Genomic DNA, 19,927 nt, shown 5'->3' on the forward strand with positions numbered 1-19,927 from the left:
CCACCCCTTCATTCGGGGCGTCTATGAGCGCACTTCCGCAAACGGTTATACGTCCCCCTCCTCCAGTTCCTGAAGAGCGGAGCCAATCCGCTCGGCCGCTTCGGGATGGCTCTCCCTCGGCCAAGCGCGCTTAAGCGCCTCAAGCGCTTCCGCACCGCCTATACGCCCGAGCGCCCACGCCGCCGTCCCGCGAATTTCCGGCCTCTCGTCCTCCAGCAGCAGACCCGCGAGCAGCGGCACGGCTGTCGCGTCCTTGAAATTGCCCAGCGCGATAACCGCATTGCGCTGAATCGGCTTCTTTCCGCGCCACGAGGCGGACATATCGCCGTAAAGCTCGCGGAATTGCTTGTTCGTCATCGACAGCAGCGGCTTCAGGAGCGGCTTCACCTTCTCCGGGTCCGGCTGCAGCTCGGGCTGATGTGCCCAGTGCTTCCCTTTATTCACGGGACAGACCACTTGGCACGTATCGCAGCCGTAGAGCCGGTTGCCGATCTTCCGCATCAGCTCGTCCGAGACGAAGCCTTTGGTCTGGGTGACGAACGACACGCACAAGTTCGAATGCAACTGCCCCGGACCTACCAGCGCCCCGGTCGGACAAGCGTCGATACAGATCGTACAGTCGCCGCACTGATCCGTAATCGGCTTGTCCGGCGGAAACGGAATATTCGTAATCATCTCGCCCAAATAAACCCACGATCCCCATTCCGGGGTGATGATCGCACAGTTTTTGCCGCTCCAGCCGATCCCCGCCCGTTCGGCAACCGCACGATCCGCCAGCGCGCCGGTATCGACCATGCTCTCGGTACGGGCGTCCGGCACCCGCTCCCGGATGAACACCTCAAGCGCCGCCATCCGTTTGCGCAGCACGCGATGATAATCCTCGCCCCAGGACGACCGTGAGATGATCCCCCGGTAAGCGCCGGGCTCCGACCTGGGCGGGTTCGCCAGCTTGGACGGATAGGCGATCGCGATCGACACGATCGACTGCGGCTGCTCCAGACTAAGCGCTGGATCGGTACGCTTGTCCAGATCCGGCTCCTCGAAGCCGGATTCGCGTCCGAGCTCCCGGTGGCGAAGCAGGATTTGCTTCAACTCTATAAAAGGCTCCGCGGACGCGAAGCCAATCTTGTCGATTCCAAGCGAGAGCGCAGCCTCGCGTATATCTTCTTTTAGTTTTGCCCAGTATTCCCGGGTACCGGGCGCCTTTCCCGCGTCGTCCATGGTGCTCACCTCATGTCAGGCGCTTGATCGCTTCCCGAGCCAAAAAATCGCAATGATTGTTGAACTCGTTGTCGCTATGTCCTTTAACTTTAATATACTCCACCTTATGCGTTTCCATTAATTGAAGCAGTTGCTTCCACAGATCCTGATTTTCCACCGGCTGCCCTTTGCTGTTCTTCCAGCCGTTCTTCAGCCAGCCCCGGAACCAGCCCTGCTTGAAGCAGTTGACCAGATAGGCGGAGTCGCTATAGAGCTTTACGGTGCACGCTTCCTTCAGCGAGCCGATCGCTTCGATGGCGGCCAGCAGCTCCATCCGGTTATTCGTCGTATGCTTCTCGCCTCCGGACATTTCCTTGCGGTGCTGGCCGTAAAACAGAATGGCTCCCCAGCCTCCGGGACCGGGATTGCCGGAGCATGCCCCGTCCGTATAGATCATGACGTCCTTCACTTACAAACCTCCCATTTGATCGATCGGCCAGAGGATGAAGTCCGCACGACCTTGAATCGCCTTCTCCGATACCGTACCAAATATGCGGCTGTCCTTGCTGGCGTTCTGGTGCCGGTTATCCCCCATTACAAAGTAACGGCCTTCCTCGACTACGACCGGTCCGCGATCGCCGTCTTCGATCTTGATGTCGGTATAGGGCTCGGCCACCGTGTCTCCGTTCACGTACAGCTTGCCCCCGCGAATCTCCACTTGATCGCCGGGAATCGCTACAACCCGTTTGACCAGATACTGCTTCTCTACCGACTGCATGTCGGGGTCCTTCAAGATAACGACGTCGCCGCGGTTCGGATGCCCTACCAGGTATACGAACTTGTTGACGAACAGCCATTCCTTCTCCCGGAGCGTAGGCTCCATCGAATGACCCTTCACCGTAGACAAATTGAACACGTACAAATTGAGCAAAATGACAATGACAAGTGCCACTGCGATCGATTTGGTCCAATCCCACAATTCCGCCGCCAAACTTTGTCCCTTCGGCTCCTCGGCTGTTACCGCTGGTGCCGTCTCCCGTCCGTCCTGGCTTTCAAAAGTGCCCATGTCACACCCCCGGCCCTTCGTTTCTCCACAACTCGTAGTAGGCAAGCACCTGATCGTTGCAAAACGGCGGCCCTTCCCGTTTCAGCCGCGCCAGCAGCGATTCGAGTCCCCGCTTCACCTTGCGCTCCACGACATCGGAGTAATGGTAATTGTGCTTATGAAGCTCGTATTCTTCCTGATCGACGATCTGAATCGTGCCGTTCGGCGTGCGGATGACATCCAGATCGTAATCAATGTAAGTGATGACGCCTTCATTCACGTAGGGAGGCGAAGCGATGTTGCAATAGTAGCGGATACCCTGATCCTCCAGTAGCGAGACGACGTTGTACCATTCCCCGGGGATAAAAAAAGTGACCGACGGAATCTTGCTCGTCCATTCCTTGCCGTCCCTTTCGCGGATCGGCGTCTGAGAGTTAATCAGCGCAATCATCGATTCGGCCCGATGCTCCGGGGCAAGCAGCGCGTCCGGAACCCGCCAGTTCTGCATCCACATCCGGTGAAGATGACCGTCATGCTTGAAGCTTTTAATTTGATATGGGAGATATGGATTCATAGTAAGCCCTTTCTGACAACTACTCCTATTATATATCGTCCACCCGTTATTGTCTTTTTAATAAATCTCGAAGTACGTTCTAAAAAAACTCGTTATGTAATACAAAAGCATATCTCTTCGCCAAATGCAATGGCTTCAAGATATGCCCCTAGAAACGCCGATAGGCAGACGACTGTTACCGGCCGCTGACGATTCTTAAATGACGGTAAGAACGGGAAAAATGATGGTCGGTGTAGCCGACCGCTTCATAAACAGGGAGAATCGGTTCGTTGTGTACGTCCACCGTTACGAGAATTTTGCTGACCTTCCGCTGCGTGAACTTTTTCTTCAGGCCGTTAATTAAAGTCTTGCCGATCCCTCTGCGCTGGTGCTCCTTCGCTACGGCTATTCGGTAATAGTATCCTTGATTGCGTTGATCGATCGTACCGATAATAATCCCGGCGATTTCGTCGTCCACTACCGAGACGAGAACCAGCTCCGGATCCAGAGACAGCTGCTTAGCAAAGGCATCCATCGTTTCCTCGCAGCACGATTCGGACAACACTTCGCTAAATAGAGTCGTAATCGACGCATAATCGGACAATTGGAAAGGTCGAACGAACATCTTGGTCTCTCCCCGTTTTGTTTTTTGTAAACGATAAAGAATGTTTCACTTCGATCAGAAGCTTTTTTTCTTGTAACGTAACAAATACGACAAAAATCGAGGAAATCCTTCCTAAACCTTAACAAAACCTTAAAAAGTTTCGTTTTTTTCGATATTTCGTGAGAAAACGCTTTACTGAGAGCGATTTCACTTCCTTCTCAGGAAAGAGTTGCTTGCAATCGCCGGATGAAACATGGGCATTCCTGTGCGCTCTGCTCCGTGCCGCTTCTATCCGTTGCTTCTATTTGTTGCCGGGCATTAGTTCTTTTCTCCCGGATATGGTTCGGAAGAGCTACGGCGTACCCTCTTAAGCAGGAAGTTTTAATAATTAAAAATATGAAAGCCGTTTGGAAAATATACGAGTCATCCAACGGATCTAATATCGGCCGCCGTCATCCTGAAAAATCCGGTTCATTCCGGCCCGTCCGTTACGGCCCCGGCTCTTCAATCGGACAGCTGCAAATCGCGGATAACGCCGGTTCATTTTTTTTCGGTTGTGGGCATAATGGAAGAGGACCCCGGAGTAACTTTTCAAACATAAGTGTTTCACATGTATATTTAGTGTTGATTTACGTTCAAAAATGAGGGATAATAGTGTTTGTACAAATCCAATATTTAGGGAGGGCTTACTAATGGCACACCAATTGCCACCACTGCCTTACGCTAACAACGCGCTGGAGCCTCATATCGACGCTCAAACGATGGAGATCCATCACGACCGTCACCACAATGCCTACGTTACGAACCTGAATGCAGCGCTTGACAAGCATCCGGAACTGCACGACAAATCGCTCGAAGATTTGATCGCGGATCTGAACGCTGTACCGGAAGCGATCCGCACAGCTGTTCGCAACAACGGCGGCGGCCATGCGAACCACTCCCTGTTCTGGACGACGATCGGCCCGAACGCAGGCGGTCAGCCTACAGGCGCACTTGCTGCAGCGATCGAGAGCGAGCTGGGCGGCTTCGATAAATTCAAAGAAACATTTGCAGCAGCCGGCGCTACCCGTTTCGGCAGCGGCTGGGCGTTCCTTGCTCTCAGCGCTGACGGCAAGCTGAAAGTGTACAGCCTGCCTAACCAGGACAGCCCGATCATGGAAGGCGAAACGCCGCTCCTCGGCCTGGACGTATGGGAGCATGCTTACTATCTGAAATATCAAAACAAACGCCCTGACTACATCGCCGCTTTCTGGAACGTAGTGAATTGGGACGAAGTTGGCAAGCGTTACGACGCCGCCAAAAAATAATTCGCTCTAAGCGGACTCCGGCTCCCCGCCCGGATCGTTACCTTGCGTAACGTCCGGCGGGGAGCTTTCGTTTGTCGGTAGAGCCTCCGCTCCCCATCAGCCCCGCGTGTCCGTTTCTCCTCCCGCTGCTTCCGTTCGGGCTTCGCATGTTTTGCCGGTTCTCCGAATACAATGTAGCGAATCCAGATGAACCTAAGAGAGAGGAACGAAACCGGTATGTCCAAATCAAACCGCGGAAAAGCGCTCTGGAAGCTGCCCTCCAGAGGGCGAGGAACATGCCCCGTCTGCCGGGCCACCCGCATCAAGCTGCTGTATACCCGGACGCTGGAGAACGGCGCCAAAGCCAAAGTATGTAAACGATGCCGCGTCAGCGCCTGATGCGATCCCAGAGCTTATCCTACGGCTTCATCCGGCGTCACGAGCATCAACTCCCCTTTGTTCAAACCAATCTTCAGCCCTGAACTTGCACTGGCTGGAAGCGCCGCTATCGCAGCCTGAGGCGAGCGCAAAGAGGCTGCGCATCCCGCGACGAATTCGCGACGATACGCAGCCTCTTTGGCCTGTCCCGCCGGTTCAGCTTCTGTAGCTTCCCGCCTGTTTTAATATTTTCAGGAATACGTTCGGCAGCGCGTACTGCTCCAGCTCGCGTTCACCGAACCAGAGGAACACGTTTCCGTCGTCGGAATCACCCGCTGCGGAGCCGTTCTCCGCCGCCCTGCCGGCCAGTCCGGCGAACCGGCAGCGGTAGACGCGCATCTGCCAGTGGATGTGGCTGAACGTGTGCTCCGCATCCATCATCGGGGCCAGCGGCTCCACCTCCAAGCCATACTCGCTCGCCAGGCTCTCGCTTAGACAATGCATTGCCGCTTCGTCCGATTCCGTGCCGAGCGCCGCAATCGTCTCGGGCAGCAGAACGTGCGGCAGCTCCCACATGCGGGCGAGCAGCCCTTCCTTCGGCCGCTGGCGGGCGAGCACTTTGCCGGCGTTCTCTCCGGCGCCCTCGATAAAAGCGACGGCGCGCTTCTCCGGACGGGGCGGCTTCGCTTTCGTTTTGACCGGAAGCTCGTCCACCGCCCCTTCCATCCGTCCCGCGCAATGCTCCATGACCGGACAAGTCAGGCAATGCGGCGATTTCGGCGTACACACGGTTGCGCCCAGCTCCATCAGCGCCTGATTGAAATCGCGCGCCTCCCCTTCGGGGATCAGTTCCTTGGCGAGCCGCTCCATGCCGATCCGCGTCGCAGGCTTGGCAATATCGTCGCGAAGCAGGAAGTACCGGGACAGCACCCGCATCACATTGCCGTCCACGGCCGGCTCCGGCTTGTTGTAGGCGATGCTCAGCACCGCTCCGGCCGTATAAGGCCCGACGCCCTTCAAGGAGGAGATCTCCTCCTGCGTGTCCGGCACGCGCCCGCCGTAGACCTCCTTCACTTCCCGCACCGCCGCCTGCAGATTGCGCGCCCGCGAGTAGTAGCCGAGCCCTTCCCAGGCTTTCAGCACTTCCTCCTCCGGGGCGTCCGCGAGCGCCTCGACCGACGGAAACTTCTCCACGAACCGGTGGAAGTACGGAATAACGGTCTCGACCCGGGTTTGCTGCAGCATCACTTCCGATATCCATATATAGTACGGGTTGCGGCTTCTCCGCCAGGGCAAATCCCGCTTATGCACGTTGTACCATTCCAACAAATGTTTAGAAAAATATAGCTTTGCCTCCGTTGTATCCACTCGAATCTCCTCTTTCGTCGCTGTCGTATCCCGTTTCTGGTATGATTGATCTTGTTGTTGATCCGCAAGAAGCTTGCGGGTGAAAGGAGCGTAGGTTTTCGTATGCTGACACCGGGGGAAATAGCCGCCAGGCTGAACCGGCTTGTCTACTCCATCGTGCTGATCGGTCATCAAAAATGCGAACCCACCTGGGCGCATCCGATGCGCTCGATCAAGCACCATTCCTTTTGGCTGATCGTAAAAGGCAAAGGGACGTTTACCGTCAACGGTACCCATTACCCGGCCGAACCCGGCAAGCTGTTCTTTTTCTCGCCCGGCATGCTGGTAGAGCGCCGTACCGATCCCGAACAGCCGATCGAATATTACTTTTTACGTTTTCATTATACGGAAACGTACGAAGAGAAGGAACAGTGGATTTCCCGCTGCTCTGCGGAAAGTCCGTTTCCGCTGCAGGGCATGTACTCGCTGCAAAATACGCCGCAGTTCATCTATTTGATGGAGCAGCTGTTCGTTCTGTGGCAGCGGCGGGGCCATATAACGGCGATGCGCCGCAAAATTTTGCTTCACGAATTTTGGCTGGCGCTGCTGCAAGATTTTCGCGCACAGAAAAATGCTGGCGACACGACCGCAGCCATCGAGCATACGCAAGATTACATGGTGCAGCACTACCAGGAGCCGCTGACGCTCGAATCGCTTGCCCAGCTCGCCGGACTGAGCGTCAGCCACTACTCGCGCCTGTTCAAGAAGGTGATCGGCTACAGCCCGATCGACTACTTGACGCATCTGCGGATGGACCGCGCCAAGGAGCTGCTCGTCTTGTCCGACTACCGGCTCAAATCGATCGCCCACAGCGTAGGCTACGGCGACGAGTTTTATTTCAGCCGCATCTTCAAAAAAGTCGTAGGCCTCTCCCCCCGCGAGTACGCCAAGCGGCATCGGGTCGATACGGTACGGTGAGCTGGCAAGCTTCGCTTGGCGTTGCAGGACGGGGGCAGCCGCCTATGTCGACAGCGGTTGTAACAGCAAAAAGACGGGATCGTTTCCTCTCCCGTCTTTCTAAATAATCAGTTATGATTTTGCGGTCTGCACTCAACCCTGTCAGCGCTCTGACAACCGGACAATCCGCCGGTAACGGGAATGCCCCTTCAAGTCCTCCCATTCCGCTTCCGTATTGTAGGGATCGCGGTAATAGACGGCGGCCGCAGGCAGATAGCCGGCAACGGGTCCCATTCCCCCGCAGATCATACTGCCGCCGTCTCCGCCTTTCGGCATAAGGCCGCTGCCGCCCTCCGTCAGCTCGTACTGATAAGGATCTCCGGCGAAGATCAGCCCGAACGCATTGGGAAGCTCCAAATCGTAGGGACGCCCGTCTCCGCTCCGTATCGCGCTCCCGTCGGCCTCGTCCTCGTCCGCCTCCGGCTCGCTCAGCTCTTCGAAATACTTCAGCTTCATGCTGTAATCGAAACTGTCTCCCCAAGGAAACAACGTACGGCAGCCTCCCCCGTACATATCTCCCACTCGTCCTCCGTAGGCAGGCTGAAGCCTCCCTGAAAAGCATCCTCCCTCCACTGCTCGCAGGTGACATCTTCCTCATACAGATAGACCCGTATGTCCCCGTTCACCCGTTTCAAGCGATAACTCTCATATACCTCGTACGAGCCAAGGTCAGACTTTTTAAACCGCTCCAGCTGTTCCGTCATCTCGGAATCGTCCAGCGCCGGAACGTCCTCCGCCGAAATTTCGCGCCATCCGGCGGAGTGTGTCTCGCATTCGGCCAGCATAGGTCCGATCACAACTTCCCGTACCGGCGTCATCTGCTCCTGGAGAAACGCATCTACATCCTCCACGCCGTTTTCACCGAACGCATCCAGCAAGTCTTCCCGCGTCGCCTCGTCCATCCCTTGCTGCCAGCCGTTCCATCCCAGTCTCACGACATCCCCCGGCACAAATACGAACCGGCGTCCCTCGTACTCGAACACACCCGTTTCCACACCTGTCCCATACCGTTCGAAAGTTTCCAAGCCTACGTAGGCGAAGCCCGGGGTGAGTCCACCGGACAGCCCCCGCATGATGCCGTCCTTCGCTTCTCCGGACAAGCCGTTCCATCTGTCCCGTTTTAGTTGATCCATCCCTGCACTTTATCCTTTCCGGCCCTAGGTAAAAGAGCTTTCTCGTCAAGCTTTCTCTGCATCTGCAAATGTACGGCTTCTCTTGAAGGCTACTGCTTATACCCGCTCCAGATACTCGGAACGGACCATACCGTACAAAGCCAAATCCTCGTAGCGTCCCCACTTCAAAACATGCTGCCGGTATACGCCCTCCGGCTTCATCCCGATCTTGACCATCACTTTGGAGGAGGCGGGGTTGTTGGTCATCGCGGCCGCATGGATGCGGTTTAATCCCAGCTCGTCGAACCCGAACTGAACGATTCGGCCCGCCGCTTCCGTTGCATATCCCCGCCCCCAATAAGGGACGCCGACCCAATAAGCCAGTTCCGCACGATTATGTTTGCGGGACACGCCCATGCTCATATTCCCGATCAGGGTCCCCTCGTCTTTCGTAATCATCGCGAAAGCGTAATGGTCTCCACTCTGGGACGATTGCCGCACCGCTTCAATCCACTTTTCAGCCGCTCCGTCCGGATAAGGGTGAGGAACCGCAAGCGTTGTGCGCGCCACTTCTTGACTGCCAGCTAGCTGTTGAACCGCCGCCGCATCGGATAACTCGAACATCCGGAGATCCAATCGCGTGGTCTCCAATTTGAACGACATGGTTAGACCTCCATTCCATATATCTCCATTATAGTAGTTTCGGCGGCACGAATATATCCTTTTCCGTTGATCGCGCTTCGTACCGGCCTCCGAAATTGACTTCACCGTCTGCAAATAGTAAGCTAACGTTGTTAATTCGAGGTGATATTCGTGAAAGCAACCGTTACTTTTAACCGGATCGGCCTATACTCGTATACTCCTTATTTGTATATTTGGGGCGCCCAGTGGATGGGCAGCTCATTTTTGCAATACTTGTGGCCGCTCGACCCTCACGGAACGATCCGTAATGTGCTGCTGGGAGCGGCAGTCGTTCTAAGTGCGTTGTTCCTGTGGCGGGGTGCAGGAAAAGACTCGCCTGCGGTTTCCGCAAAAGCTTCAGTCGAAATTTCCGCCGAAACTACAGCTCCGGCTTCAGTCCCTGCCTCCACGATCGGCTGGCTGTTACCCGCTGCAATCGCCGCCGTGCTGCTAGCGGCTGTGTTGCTGCTCGTACGGATGGAGCTCGTCTCCCCGCTCGCCGCCGAGCTGCTGCGGGCGGTCGTGTTAGCGGTACTGTATATCGGAATCGGCGCTTCGCTGGGCCGGGAGCTCGTCTATTTAGGATTGTGGCTGCTTGTGCTCTCCGCTGTTTTAGGCGTATGGTACTTGGGTTATGCGCCGATCGTGCTTGGTTTCTCGGCAGGGGCGAGCCTGCTGGCCTGTGCGCTCATTTTCCGCTTCTGGAGCAAGGCAAGCCGGGGATAGCAAGCTTCGGTTTAGCCAGGCAGAGCCACAGGTCATTGCACGGAAATGCAGCAATAGCCTATGTGCGATTTCATGACAAGACCGATGATTCGGTTTGCCCATAAGGCGTGTTACCCCACGCTGCTCCCCCTCGCTTCATCCCGCTCATCCGCAGTCGTATTGCCGATTCGGGCTGATGGCACCTTCAGCCGACTTCCCATCCCCCCAGGAGGCTTCTTACGGAAGTTTTACTTCCGCTACCTGGGGTTCGCAGCAGGAAATCGACGCTTAGCGGAAGGAATTGTTCCGCTATTTCCCGTGTTTCCGCCTACATCCCCCTATAAAGCCAAAATAACGGAAACCATACTTCCTCTATCGATTAAAATCTACATACTTGGCGGGAATAGAGGAAGTTACTCTTCCGCTGATAGGTACCAAATGCTGCTCGACAGTAACTTCCGCACGAATCCGGTACGGTAAGGTGACCTATTTTCGAACTTCGGCAGTTCACACGAACTCGGCATTTGCGGGGCGTTCGGAAACCTGGGAGACGTGAATACTAGGTTTCCCGGAGGTGCAACGGTGCGGCGCTCTGGCGAGACCCTTGTCCTTCCCGGTACCGATCGCCCTCTTGCGCAGACGCGCTCCCGAATGATCGAAGCTACCGGTGAAAGAGCCAAATAATAAGAGCTTCTGGCACCCTCTATTTCCGCCATATGGGGGTGACAGAGACAAATAGAAGCGGTTTGCCCACGGTTTGCCCCCCTTATTTCAACCAACTGATAGGGTCTGCACCTTTTTGACCGATTTTAAAGGTCCCAAACCGCTCTTATTTCCCCATCCAAACGGGTTTCGGACAAAATAAAGGGTACGAACCGTGTACGAACCGCTCTTATCCAGTTTCCTCTCACCATTAGCGAGCACACAACGCTGAGCAGCCACGCTGAACGCCCCAGCGTAAGCGTAAGGTAAGAGGCGGCTTATCATGGTTTGGAGTGTCTAGGTTCGGCTTTTGCGCTTTATTGAAATTAGAAAAAAGCTGCCGGCATCGTCCGCAGACAATCACCGGCAGCTCTGCTACCTTCCCTTTACAACTGGAAACCTACCGCTTGCAGCCATCCCGCATACTTCCGGTTCCGCAGCTCCTCTTCCATCCCCGGCTCGAACTGCCGGTCCTTCTCCCAGAGTGACTTCAGCTCGTCGCAGCCGCTCCAGAACCCGACCGCCAGGCCGGCCAGAAAGGCGGCGCCCAGCGCTGTCGTCTCCTGCACCTTGGGCCGCGTCACGCGGACGCCGAGCATATCGGCCTGAAACTGCATCAGGAAGCCGTTTTTCGCAGCTCCCCCATCGACCCTCAGCTCATGCAGCCGAATGCCGGACTCCCGTTCCATCACCCGCAGCACGTCCATCGTCTGGTATGCAATCGACTCCAGAGCCGCCCGCACGAGATGCGCTTTGCCGCTGCCTCTCGTCAAGCCGGTAATCATCCCTCTCGCCTCGGCGTTCCAATACGGGGTGCCGAGACCGGTAAACGCCGGCACGACATACACGCCTTGCGTATCTTCCACCGACGCCGCCAGAGGCTCCGTCTCGTTCGCATGCGTGATCAGCTGCAAGCCGTCGCGCAGCCACTGGATGACCGCTCCCGCTGTAAACACGCTTCCTTCCAGCGCATAGTTCACTTGACCGTCCAATTGCCACGCGATCGTCGTCAGCAGCCCTTCCTTCGAAGCGATCGGCTTGGCGCCGGTATTTTTCAGCAGGAAGCACCCGGTTCCGTACGTGTTTTTCGCCATCCCCGGCTCATGGCACCCTTGGCCGAACAGCGCCGCCTGCTGGTCTCCAGCCGCGCCCGCCACCGGGATCGCCGCAGCGCCGCCCAGCAAATCGGTCTCCCCATACAGGAAGCTGGACGGCTTCACCTCCGGCAGCATGCAGGCCGGTATGCCGAGCCGCTCTATAATCTCCTCATCCCACTTCAGCGAATGGATGTTAAACAGCATCGTCCTCGACGCATTGGACACGTCCGTCACATGGGCTTTGCCGCCGGTCAAATTCCAGATCAGCCAAGAGTCGATCGTCCCGAACAGCGCTTCGCCGGCCTCCGCCTTCGCCCGTATGCCCGGTACATGGTCCAGAATCCATTTGAGCTTCGTTCCGGAGAAATACGGGTCCGTGACGAGACCGGTTTTGTCGCGAATGCGTTCCTCCCAGCCTTCCCGCTTCAGTTCCTCGCACGTCTCCGTCGTCCGGCGGCACTGCCAGACGATCGCCCGGTACAGCGGTTCCCCGGTCGTCCGGTCCCAGACGACTGTCGTCTCCCGCTGATTCGTAATGCCGATCGCAGCGATCTCGGACGGCTCGATGCCGTCTGCGGCTTCGCGCATCACTTGCAGCTGGACGCTCCATATTTCTGCCGCATCGTGCTCCACCCAGCCCGCTTGCGGAAACCATTGCCGAAATTCCTTCTGCGCCATCCGCACGACCTGCCCGCTCCGGTCGAACACTATCGCCCGGCAGCTTGTCGTTCCCTGATCGAGCGCCATTACATACTGCGTCATGTCCGGTCCCTCCCCTTAAGCTGTATGCTACCTACGATACCATCCTCATCCCCCGAAAGAAATACCGTCCAGCAATTTCCCCTGTTTGGCGAAACTTTCCCGCCTCCATTTACGTAAACAGAGTAAGCGTATTCATACCAAACATTCCCTAGACGCGAAGTGCAGCCCATCGCTCGCTGCGGTTTACGAATTCAAACGAGGTGCCTCTATGATCGTAATCAAATGGATTCCTTATGTGTTCATCGCAATCGGCCTGATCAATATCATCTTCCCGGCAACCGGCCGGTTCTGGAATATCGGCTGGCAGACCAAAGCCGCCAAAGCGGCCAAACCCGGCGAAACCGCCGTCCTCATGAGCCGGATCGGCGGCTTGCTGGCGCTCGGCCTGGGCTTGTTCCTGCTTCTCTATCTGTAAAATCGCCTGTTTCGCCATCGGCGGGCGGCTACTCTTTCCCTTCCGGGAAGCTCGTAACCTGGGCGATGTAGTCGAGCACATCCCGCAGCTGGCGGTCGGCTTCCTCCCCGCTCCAGCCGAGCAGCCGGGTCATCGTCTCGACCACCGGAGTGCTCAGCGTCTCCGCCCGCGGACGGTCAAACGTGACGAGACCGGAGCGGCGGATCAGGAAGTCCGAGGCGGTAACCGTCATCTCATGCGTAATCGCATAGTGAAGCTCCGCTTCCAGCAGCTCCCGGTTGATTCCGTTCCCGTCACGCTTCGTGCGTCCTCCCGCTTCGGTGCGAGCTTTATATTCCTCGAATATAGGAGCGATGTTGGACCCGTAACGGGCGAGTAAATAGTCGGTATCACGTTTCGCGATTCCCAGGTTCGTCCCTTTCTCGATCCATTTGTTGCGGTACTCCTCATACAGCTCGAAGCCGTCCCGGTCTCCGCCGCTAATCGAGTCCTGATCCGTCGTGCAGCCCGCGCTGCGTCTTCCCTCCTGCTCGGCCAACTCCTTCTCGACGAGGTCGACTACTTTCTCGGCCATTTTGCGGAAGCCGGTCAGCTTGCCTCCGGCAATCGTAATCAGCCCCGACTCTGAACGGAAAATTTCATCCTTGCGGGATATTTCCGACGGTCCCTTGCCTTCCTCGCGGATCAGCGGTCGCAGTCCCGACCAGGACGATTCGATATCCTTGGCAGTCAGCTTCACGCCCGGGAAGGCGTTGTTAACGGCATCAATCAAATAATCGCGGTCCTTGCGCGTCGTTCTCGGCTCCTCGATCTTGCCTTCGTAGAACGTGTCCGTCGTTCCGACGTACGTCTTGCCCTCCCGCGGGATGACAAAGATCATCCGGCCGTCAGGGACGTCCAGATACGCCGATTGGCGGACCGGCAGCTTCGCGTGATCGACGACGAGATGAACCCCTTTGGTCAGCAGCAGCCGTTTCCCTTTGACTTCCTGATCCTTGGAACGTACACGGTCTACCCATGGTCCCGCCGCATTCACGATCTTCTTCGCGCGGACGGCGTACACGTTCCCGGTTAAAACATCCTCCACATGAACCCCTACCGCTTTGCCGTTCTCGTATATAAAATCAACCGCCTTGGCGTAGTTGACCAGCTTCGCCCCATGCCGGTACGCAGTCTTGGCGATCTCGACGGTAAGCCGGGAATCGTCGGTACGGTATTCATAATAAAAACCGGACCCTTTCAATCCTTCCGTCTTGAACAGCGGCTCCATCTCGATCGTTTTGCTGCGTCCGTACATAATGCGCCGCTCGCTGCGCTTGACCCCCGCCAGCCAGTCGTAGACGTACAGACCGATCGCAGACATCCAATACCCGTACGTGCCGCCTTTGTAGATCGGCAGCATCATCGGCGCCGGAATGACGATGTGCGGAGCTTTTTTGTACAGCAGCGCCCGTTCTCGGCCGACCTCCATGACCAGTTTGACTTCGCCCTGCTTCAAGTATCTCAGCCCGCCGTGAACCAGCTTCGTCGAGCGGCTGCTCGTACCCCATGAGAAATCGTGCATTTCGACCAGTCCCGTGCTTAAGCCCCGCTTGCTGGCGTCCCAGGCGATGCCGGCTCCGGTAATGCCTCCCCCGATAATCAACACGTCCAGTTGCCGCTCCGACATGTGCTGGAGCAGTTCGGCCCGATTGCTTGCTGAAAAGCTTGCTTTTGCGCTCATACAAGTTGCCTCCCCATGACGACAAAGGACGGGATCGGAATGTTCCGCTTCAGCCGCCTCCGGCAAAGAGAACGACAAAAAACCCTCCCGCATGATGAAGCAGCCCGTACCCTATAAAGAATACAAAGCGCTTACCAGCAAAAGGGTTCTCCTCGTCTCCGCCCGTTTGATGATTGCCGTCCATTCGATTGTTCTTCTTGCTAACAAGCGTAACACACCTGCGCAGCGCCTGTAAAGCCGTAAGCCGGCGAAATGCCGCCCATTTGTAGAGGTTGTTCAAAAAGCCCACTTTTGATCACGAAGCAGATCAGGAAGCTTACTCGACATCGAATATGGAATTCAGCCGGAACTTCCGGTGCTCACGTAGGTCCCACTACGCTCCGCTCCTCATTTCCTTGCTTCATCCCATCTTCTCGGTGCTGAAAACCGGACTTTTTGAACTCGCACTTGTAGAGGTTGTTCAAAAAGTCCACTTCTGATCACGAAGCAGATCAGCAAGCCTACTCGACATCGAATATGGAATTCAGCCGGATCTTCCGGTGCTATAGCGGCTTTGGGCTTGGGCTTTGGGCTTTGGGTGTTGCTCTTAGCGCCCCTCTGTCCTGCTGTGAAGCAGAGCTTCTCCGCCTTGGCGCTCCATCGCCTGCAAAGCTTCGGCAACCGTTTTGCGGCCTTCCAGCACCTGGGCCGCCTCTCCGTCCATCATCCCGGCGAATACGCTGCGGAAAGCGGCGGGCACTCCGTCCTTCGGCGCGGACACGTTCGCTCCCGGCTTCAGCTCGTAGAAACAATCGATATCGGCTTTCACGCCGCTGCTCCTCAGACGTTCGAGAAGCTGCTGCTTTCTGGATAGGAGCGGAATTTCCCGATTGTCATGCAGCTGCTGATCGGCGATTTCCGGGCTGTTGATATGCTTCACCAGCTCCCACGCTACCTTGGCGGACGGCGAACCGGCATAGACGGCATAAATCATCGGAATTTGAAAAGTAGCCGACTGGTCGGGACTGCCCGGGTTAACCGGCTCGGTCACAACGTCCCAATCAAAAGACACTCCGTCCGATTCCCGCAGCTTCGACAAGAAGGTAAAAGGTTGCACGCTCATCGCCACCTTCCCCTCCAGAAACAGGTTGCGTGCCTGCAACGTCTCCCATGCCAAATACCCGTTCTTGTAACCGCCCATCACCGTCGTCCAGACGTCCCGCCAGCCTGCAGCCTGCAGCGTAAGCCCCCGGGATACCGGGTCGATCATTCTTAAGTCGAGTGTCGCCGCAACCAGACTGATCAAGCTGCCGGGTGTAGAACGCGGATATACGCTCAGGCCGAATATGCGCTCGCCATCCCCGACCTCCGTCTGAAAGCGGGCGGCCGTCTGCAGAACGTCATACCAGCTCATCCGGCTGACGGGAAAAGCAAAGCCCTCCGACCGAAACAGGTCACGGTTATAAAATAACCCCATCCGTTCCATCTCCGGCGCCAAACCGTATAAGAGGCCTCCTCCCAGCTGCCTCAGCCGGTCCGTCACCTTCGAATCGATCGCCTGCAGGTCGAACCGGTCCCGGACGATCCAGCTGTCCAGCGCCGCCAGCTGATTTTTGGCAGCCAGATACCCGAGCGATTCCTGGTTTAACAACAGAACGTCGGGGCGCTGCTGATTCAACATCTTCTTGAGGGAGCCCGACTCCGCCAGAGGGATGCCGGGGTCTCCGGGAACCGCGGTCAGCACTTCAAACGATACGTTTGGGTAACGGAGCAGGAAAGACTTTCCGTATTTCTCCATAAATATCTGTTCATCCGGATATACAACCTTCAAACGGACAGGCTGATCCATATCGATACGGTCATCCGGGTCCCGGCTCGTTTCTCCAGTCAGCCGCGATATCTGTTCAGATACGGGCTGAACCACAATGAAAGCGATTACAAAAAGAACGCATACGAGGGCTGCCACTCCCGCTTTAACCTTGCGGCCGTTCCCACGGCGGCGGTTAAGCTGCATGGGCTTCAACTCCTTGCCGATTATCTCCTTTATGTATAACGCACTGGACAGGCAAAAAGTTACTATTCATCCAAATATTTTTGGCCATTCCTTACATCGGAGATGAAATCGAAAGGAATCAGCAGGAGAAGTAATGGAAGGACGACGGAGCACGGATAACTCCGCCGGCGCAGGGCTTCGTCCGCATGAATGAAAGCAGATCGAAAGCTCTGCGGCTGACAGATTGGAAGTATGCTCCGTCGATTCCGGAGTTCATCTCTCTTCCAGCTCGGAATCGGAGCGATCCGGACTCCGTCCCTTGAAACGGGTTGGCCGATCGCCCACCTCATCGTCATCTCGCCCCGATAGGGCAGTTGCCGCGCTAGTCCAGTTCGCGTACATCCAGTAGGCTGCCGGTCGGATAACGATCGTCGAACAACACCCGCAGCAGCTTGCCCGCCGTCTCGTCCGGGGAAGCCAGAGCGCCGGTTTCCTTCAGCTGTACGAACCGGCTGTGCTGTTGGAATAACGCCGGGTCGGTCCGCCTGATTTCCTCCTGCATCCCGGTATCGACCACTCCGGGAGCGACTGACAAGATTCGGACTCCCGCGGCGCCGGCGGCTTGCTGCTCCTCGCCGACGCAGCGGGTGAACATATCGAGCCCCGCCTTGGACGCGCAATAGGCGCTCCATCCGGCATACGGCTTCTTGCCGGCACCGGACGACAAGTTCAATATCCGCTTATCCGCTCCCCAGCCCGCCGTCAGGCGAAGAAAGGCCGAGGCGAGCACGACCGGAGCGATCAGGTTAACGGTCAGATTGCGTGCCAGTTCGGCGCCTGCAGCGACGTCCGCCGGGGCGATCGGCTCCACCATCCCTGCATTGTTAATCAGCACGGCGGTCTCCAGCCCGTCCGCCGCAATTCCGGCGCACGCCTCCTCCATTACGGCATCAAGCGATGAGATATCGTTCATGTCACCGCGAATCCATCTCAGTACGGCGCCTTTGCTCTCCGCTTCGGCCCGCAGCGGTTCGCCGTCGCTGCGGGCCATGCCGACCAGCGTATGGCCGGGCTGCATCAATCGGCGCAGCAGCGCCTCTCCGAGCCCTTTGGAAGCGCCGGTTACAATAAAAAACTTCATGGAACATAACCTCCATGCCTGTTCGGTCTCCACCGGACCTTGATGGGTCAGTCCGATCCTAACAAAACCGGGAACGCAGAGCAAGCTGCCACTCCCGGTAAAAGGCGGCCAGCGTCGGATGACGGCTCTCCCGGTCGGCGGATACGGCCCGGAGCGCGACCTCGAACAGCTCATCCGGCGCTTTCCACGCTTCCCGTGCCCGTACCCCGTCCGCCAGAAAAACAAAAGCCGCCGCTCCCATCGTATATACGTTCGTCCGGTGATCGATCAGGCTTCCTCTGACGAACTCCTCGGGAGCCATAAACCGGCTGGACCCGAAGTTGCGATCCGTCCCGAGCCGGAACGCTCCCTTGGAGTACAGTCCAAGTCGCAAAAAAACGTGGTGTGACGGTTAAAATCGTACAGGATGCTGCCGTCGTACAGATCGACCGCAACGTACCCTTTCGCTTCCACTTCCACATGCAGCTCATATAAGTCGGTCAACATCGCGACTCTTATCGAACCGCTTGAACACCTTCCCCGCCCGGGCGAGACATTCCTCGATCCCCGCTTCGGTTCGTTTTATCTCCGCAATTCCGTTTCCCTTCATCCCGATAACCGCCTCCCCTATGTTCGTCGTTAACCGTCCAACCTTTAACCGCCCCGCACTTTCCTTCAATCCGACTTTATACCGGCCCGTATATTGTAACGGCAGACGCTGCTCGGAGTAAGGGGGAGAACGGTTTCAGCCAACCTTTCCGACTTTTTGTCCCGAAAATGAAAACAGCTTGTAACCAAAATGCAATGTCTCTTTCATCTCGCTTTAATGAAAAGCGCCTATACTAAATATCGACCCCCTTTTTCATATATATAACTTTCAGATCCGCGGCCCGTTGCTTGCGGGTCTCTTTTTTTGTCTCCTCTTGTCGCCATAGGCAATCCGGCAGTCAGGAAGACAAGCTCCGCACAGCAGCAGGCAGCCCCTCATGGGACTGCCTGCACGTCTGTCTGTTACCCTCCACCGTCAGCGATCAGAGCAGCAGCAGTGTAATCGCCAGCAGATCGAACAGAGCCAGCGTCATGATCTGGTTTTGCGCTCCATATCCGTATCCGTACGGCGGGTAGAAGTTCCTAGCTTGGCCGTTCGCGTCGCCGGACAGCTGCAGGTACACATGCTCGCTATCTACATGTACGATCGTCCCATGATGAGTCTGGCCATGTCTGGTCTGCAGCTGCACCGGCCGGTTCATATACAGCTTGCAGATGCAGTAGGCGTCTTCCTTCAGCATCGACACTCGTAATCCCTCCTCGTTGTTCAAGCCGCTATAATTGGATTGGGTGCGGGCTAATGCGGATTTAGAATACTATATGTAGACGAATGCCCGGTGGCATGGGCTTTTGATCGGGTTTTCGCCCATTTTGCCGGAAGGCGGAAGGCAATGTTCGCAGAACGTTCATAGGAAACCGGCGTTCATAGCCAATAACCGGAGTGGATATGCTAAGATGGGCATAACCGGAAACCGGAATTCAGAACATGGAGGGTTGCAGATGAAGCAGCCAAGCAAGGCGAGATTATGGGGAGCGGGGATCGTCTTGTCCGCCGCCGTGATGTTGAGCGGATGCGGGGCTTCCGGTTCCGAGACGGTGGGCACGGCGGAAGCATTGTACAAGAAAAAGTGCTTGTCGTGTCACGGCGAAAAATTGGAAGGACGCATCGGCCCTCCTACCAACCTGACCCAAGTAGGCGCCAAACTAACCCGCGACCAGATCGCCGACCAGATCGCCAAAGGCGGCCGGGGCATGCCGGGCTTCAGCGGCTCGCTGAACGAGACGGAGATCGGTACGCTTGCGGACTGGCTTGCCGAGAAAAAGTAAAGTACGCCGCACTGAAGCGAATACTGGCTCATGCGTTTTGTAATATCGCGACTGTCTTCGCTGGCCGGCTCTGCATAACCGCCAAGCTAAGCATTCTTTCTTTATAGTTATCTGGTTTAAATGTCCGTCGAAACGATTGCCCAGCGGATCGGATACGCGAGCAGCAGCTATTTTCGCCGGGTATTTCGCAGTATTCTGGGCGTTACCCCGCACCAGTTTCGCTCCAACGAAGAATGGAGCCATGATCATATTACGTTTTAGGAGGCGCTCCTACAGCGAAAGGCTGCCGAATCTCTCGTTCGGCAGCCTTGTCTGAATCGGTATGAAGCTGGC

23 protein-coding genes are annotated in these 19,927 nt (G+C 56.5%); 7 read left to right on the plus strand and 16 right to left on the minus strand.

Going from position 1 to position 19,927, the window contains the following annotated elements:
- Positions 1 to 45 precede the first annotated feature (45 nt).
- The 5 genes from queG to PV433_RS32660 all read right to left on the minus strand — a co-directional run bounded on the left by queG (position 46) and on the right by PV433_RS32660 (position 3,423).
- Positions 46 to 1,221 (minus strand): tRNA epoxyqueuosine(34) reductase QueG, encoded by a 1,176-nt coding sequence (queG, locus tag PV433_RS32640; RefSeq protein ID WP_332076131.1) that lies wholly within the window; start codon positions 1,219 to 1,221, stop codon positions 46 to 48.
- Positions 1,222 to 1,231: 10 nt separating this feature from the next.
- On the minus strand, positions 1,232 to 1,669 hold the full coding sequence (gene rnhA, locus PV433_RS32645; protein ID WP_190929827.1) for a ribonuclease HI: 438 nt from the start codon (positions 1,667 to 1,669) through the stop codon (positions 1,232 to 1,234).
- On the minus strand, positions 1,670 to 2,266 hold the full coding sequence (lepB, locus tag PV433_RS32650; protein ID WP_332076132.1) for a signal peptidase I: 597 nt from the start codon (positions 2,264 to 2,266) through the stop codon (positions 1,670 to 1,672).
- 1 nt (position 2,267) lies between these two features.
- Positions 2,268 to 2,819 carry a DUF402 domain-containing protein gene (locus PV433_RS32655; protein WP_332076133.1) on the minus strand — a complete coding sequence of 184 codons (552 nt, stop codon included), beginning with the start codon at positions 2,817 to 2,819 and terminating at the stop codon, positions 2,268 to 2,270.
- A 175-nt stretch (positions 2,820 to 2,994) separates the two neighbouring features.
- Positions 2,995 to 3,423 carry a GNAT family N-acetyltransferase gene (locus PV433_RS32660; RefSeq protein WP_190929824.1) on the minus strand — a complete coding sequence of 143 codons (429 nt, stop codon included), beginning with the start codon at positions 3,421 to 3,423 and terminating at the stop codon, positions 2,995 to 2,997.
- 671 nt (positions 3,424 to 4,094) lie between these two features.
- On the opposite strand from PV433_RS32660, the gene PV433_RS32665 reads away from it, so the two are divergent.
- The gene (locus tag PV433_RS32665; protein WP_190929823.1) at positions 4,095 to 4,709 is read left to right on the plus strand and encodes a superoxide dismutase; all 615 of its coding nucleotides are present in this window, start codon (positions 4,095 to 4,097) and stop codon (positions 4,707 to 4,709) included.
- A gap of 216 nt (positions 4,710 to 4,925) precedes the next feature.
- Complete coding sequence (locus tag PV433_RS32670) at positions 4,926 to 5,087, plus strand: hypothetical protein (protein WP_190929822.1); 162 nt, start codon at positions 4,926 to 4,928, stop codon at positions 5,085 to 5,087.
- A 195-nt stretch (positions 5,088 to 5,282) separates the two neighbouring features.
- On the opposite strand, the gene mutY is transcribed toward PV433_RS32670, so the two are convergent.
- Complete coding sequence (mutY, locus tag PV433_RS32675; protein ID WP_332076134.1) at positions 5,283 to 6,434, minus strand: A/G-specific adenine glycosylase; 1,152 nt, start codon at positions 6,432 to 6,434, stop codon at positions 5,283 to 5,285.
- Positions 6,435 to 6,536: 102 nt separating this feature from the next.
- On the opposite strand from mutY, the gene PV433_RS32680 reads away from it, so the two are divergent.
- On the plus strand, positions 6,537 to 7,391 hold the full coding sequence (locus PV433_RS32680) for an AraC family transcriptional regulator (protein ID WP_190929820.1): 855 nt from the start codon (positions 6,537 to 6,539) through the stop codon (positions 7,389 to 7,391).
- A 141-nt stretch (positions 7,392 to 7,532) separates the two neighbouring features.
- Here the strand turns inward: PV433_RS32680 and PV433_RS32685 are convergent, their stop codons facing one another.
- The 3 genes from PV433_RS32685 to PV433_RS32695 form a co-directional block, all read right to left on the minus strand.
- Positions 7,533 to 7,919 (minus strand): hypothetical protein, encoded by a 387-nt coding sequence (locus PV433_RS32685; RefSeq protein ID WP_332076135.1) that lies wholly within the window; start codon positions 7,917 to 7,919, stop codon positions 7,533 to 7,535.
- Positions 7,883 to 8,563, minus strand: a complete 681-nt coding sequence (locus PV433_RS32690; protein WP_332076136.1) for a hypothetical protein — start codon at positions 8,561 to 8,563, stop codon at positions 7,883 to 7,885. Before PV433_RS32690 ends, PV433_RS32685 begins: the two co-directional genes overlap by 37 nt.
- 96 nt (positions 8,564 to 8,659) lie before the next feature.
- A complete protein-coding gene (locus tag PV433_RS32695; RefSeq protein ID WP_332076137.1) occupies positions 8,660 to 9,205 on the minus strand; it encodes a GNAT family N-acetyltransferase in 546 nt (181 codons plus the stop codon).
- A gap of 150 nt (positions 9,206 to 9,355) precedes the next feature.
- On the opposite strand from PV433_RS32695, the gene PV433_RS32700 reads away from it, so the two are divergent.
- A complete protein-coding gene (locus tag PV433_RS32700) occupies positions 9,356 to 9,949 on the plus strand; it encodes a hypothetical protein (protein ID WP_332076138.1) in 594 nt (197 codons plus the stop codon).
- Positions 9,950 to 11,016: 1,067 nt separating this feature from the next.
- Here the strand turns inward: PV433_RS32700 and glpK are convergent.
- Entirely contained in the window at positions 11,017 to 12,489 is a 1,473-nt protein-coding gene (gene glpK / locus PV433_RS32705) for a glycerol kinase GlpK (protein ID WP_332076139.1), read from the minus strand.
- Positions 12,490 to 12,697: 208 nt separating this feature from the next.
- Between glpK and PV433_RS32710 the strand changes: the two genes are divergently transcribed.
- A complete protein-coding gene (locus tag PV433_RS32710; protein ID WP_332076140.1) occupies positions 12,698 to 12,904 on the plus strand; it encodes a hypothetical protein in 207 nt (68 codons plus the stop codon).
- Positions 12,905 to 12,932: 28 nt separating this feature from the next.
- On the opposite strand, the gene PV433_RS32715 is transcribed toward PV433_RS32710, so the two are convergent.
- From PV433_RS32715 to PV433_RS32740, 6 genes are all read right to left on the minus strand, one after another.
- Positions 12,933 to 14,627 (minus strand): glycerol-3-phosphate dehydrogenase/oxidase, encoded by a 1,695-nt coding sequence (locus tag PV433_RS32715; RefSeq protein ID WP_332076141.1) that lies wholly within the window; start codon positions 14,625 to 14,627, stop codon positions 12,933 to 12,935.
- A gap of 586 nt (positions 14,628 to 15,213) precedes the next feature.
- Positions 15,214 to 16,620, minus strand: coding sequence for an ABC transporter substrate-binding protein (locus PV433_RS32720; protein WP_332076142.1), 1,407 nt, complete (start codon positions 16,618 to 16,620; stop codon positions 15,214 to 15,216).
- A 361-nt stretch (positions 16,621 to 16,981) separates the two neighbouring features.
- The gene (locus PV433_RS32725; protein WP_332076143.1) at positions 16,982 to 17,740 is read right to left on the minus strand and encodes a (S)-benzoin forming benzil reductase; all 759 of its coding nucleotides are present in this window, start codon (positions 17,738 to 17,740) and stop codon (positions 16,982 to 16,984) included.
- A gap of 58 nt (positions 17,741 to 17,798) precedes the next feature.
- Positions 17,799 to 18,113: a hypothetical protein gene (locus PV433_RS32730; RefSeq protein ID WP_332076144.1), complete on the minus strand. Its 315-nt coding sequence runs from the start codon at positions 18,111 to 18,113 to the stop codon at positions 17,799 to 17,801.
- A 93-nt stretch (positions 18,114 to 18,206) separates the two neighbouring features.
- On the minus strand, positions 18,207 to 18,329 hold the full coding sequence (locus tag PV433_RS32735) for a hypothetical protein (protein ID WP_332076145.1): 123 nt from the start codon (positions 18,327 to 18,329) through the stop codon (positions 18,207 to 18,209).
- A 421-nt stretch (positions 18,330 to 18,750) separates the two neighbouring features.
- A complete protein-coding gene (locus tag PV433_RS32740; protein ID WP_332076221.1) occupies positions 18,751 to 19,008 on the minus strand; it encodes a hypothetical protein in 258 nt (85 codons plus the stop codon).
- Between the two features lie 259 nt (positions 19,009 to 19,267).
- On the opposite strand from PV433_RS32740, the gene PV433_RS32745 reads away from it, so the two are divergent.
- A complete protein-coding gene (locus PV433_RS32745) occupies positions 19,268 to 19,594 on the plus strand; it encodes a c-type cytochrome (protein WP_332076146.1) in 327 nt (108 codons plus the stop codon).
- A gap of 120 nt (positions 19,595 to 19,714) precedes the next feature.
- Complete coding sequence (locus PV433_RS32750) at positions 19,715 to 19,855, plus strand: AraC family transcriptional regulator (protein ID WP_332076147.1); 141 nt, start codon at positions 19,715 to 19,717, stop codon at positions 19,853 to 19,855.
- Positions 19,856 to 19,927 lie beyond the last annotated feature (72 nt).

Origin of the sequence: Paenibacillus sp. GYB004 (assembly GCF_036577605.1) — a bacterium.
GTDB classification, from domain to species: domain Bacteria; phylum Bacillota; class Bacilli; order Paenibacillales; family NBRC-103111; genus Paenibacillus_AB; species Paenibacillus_AB oceani.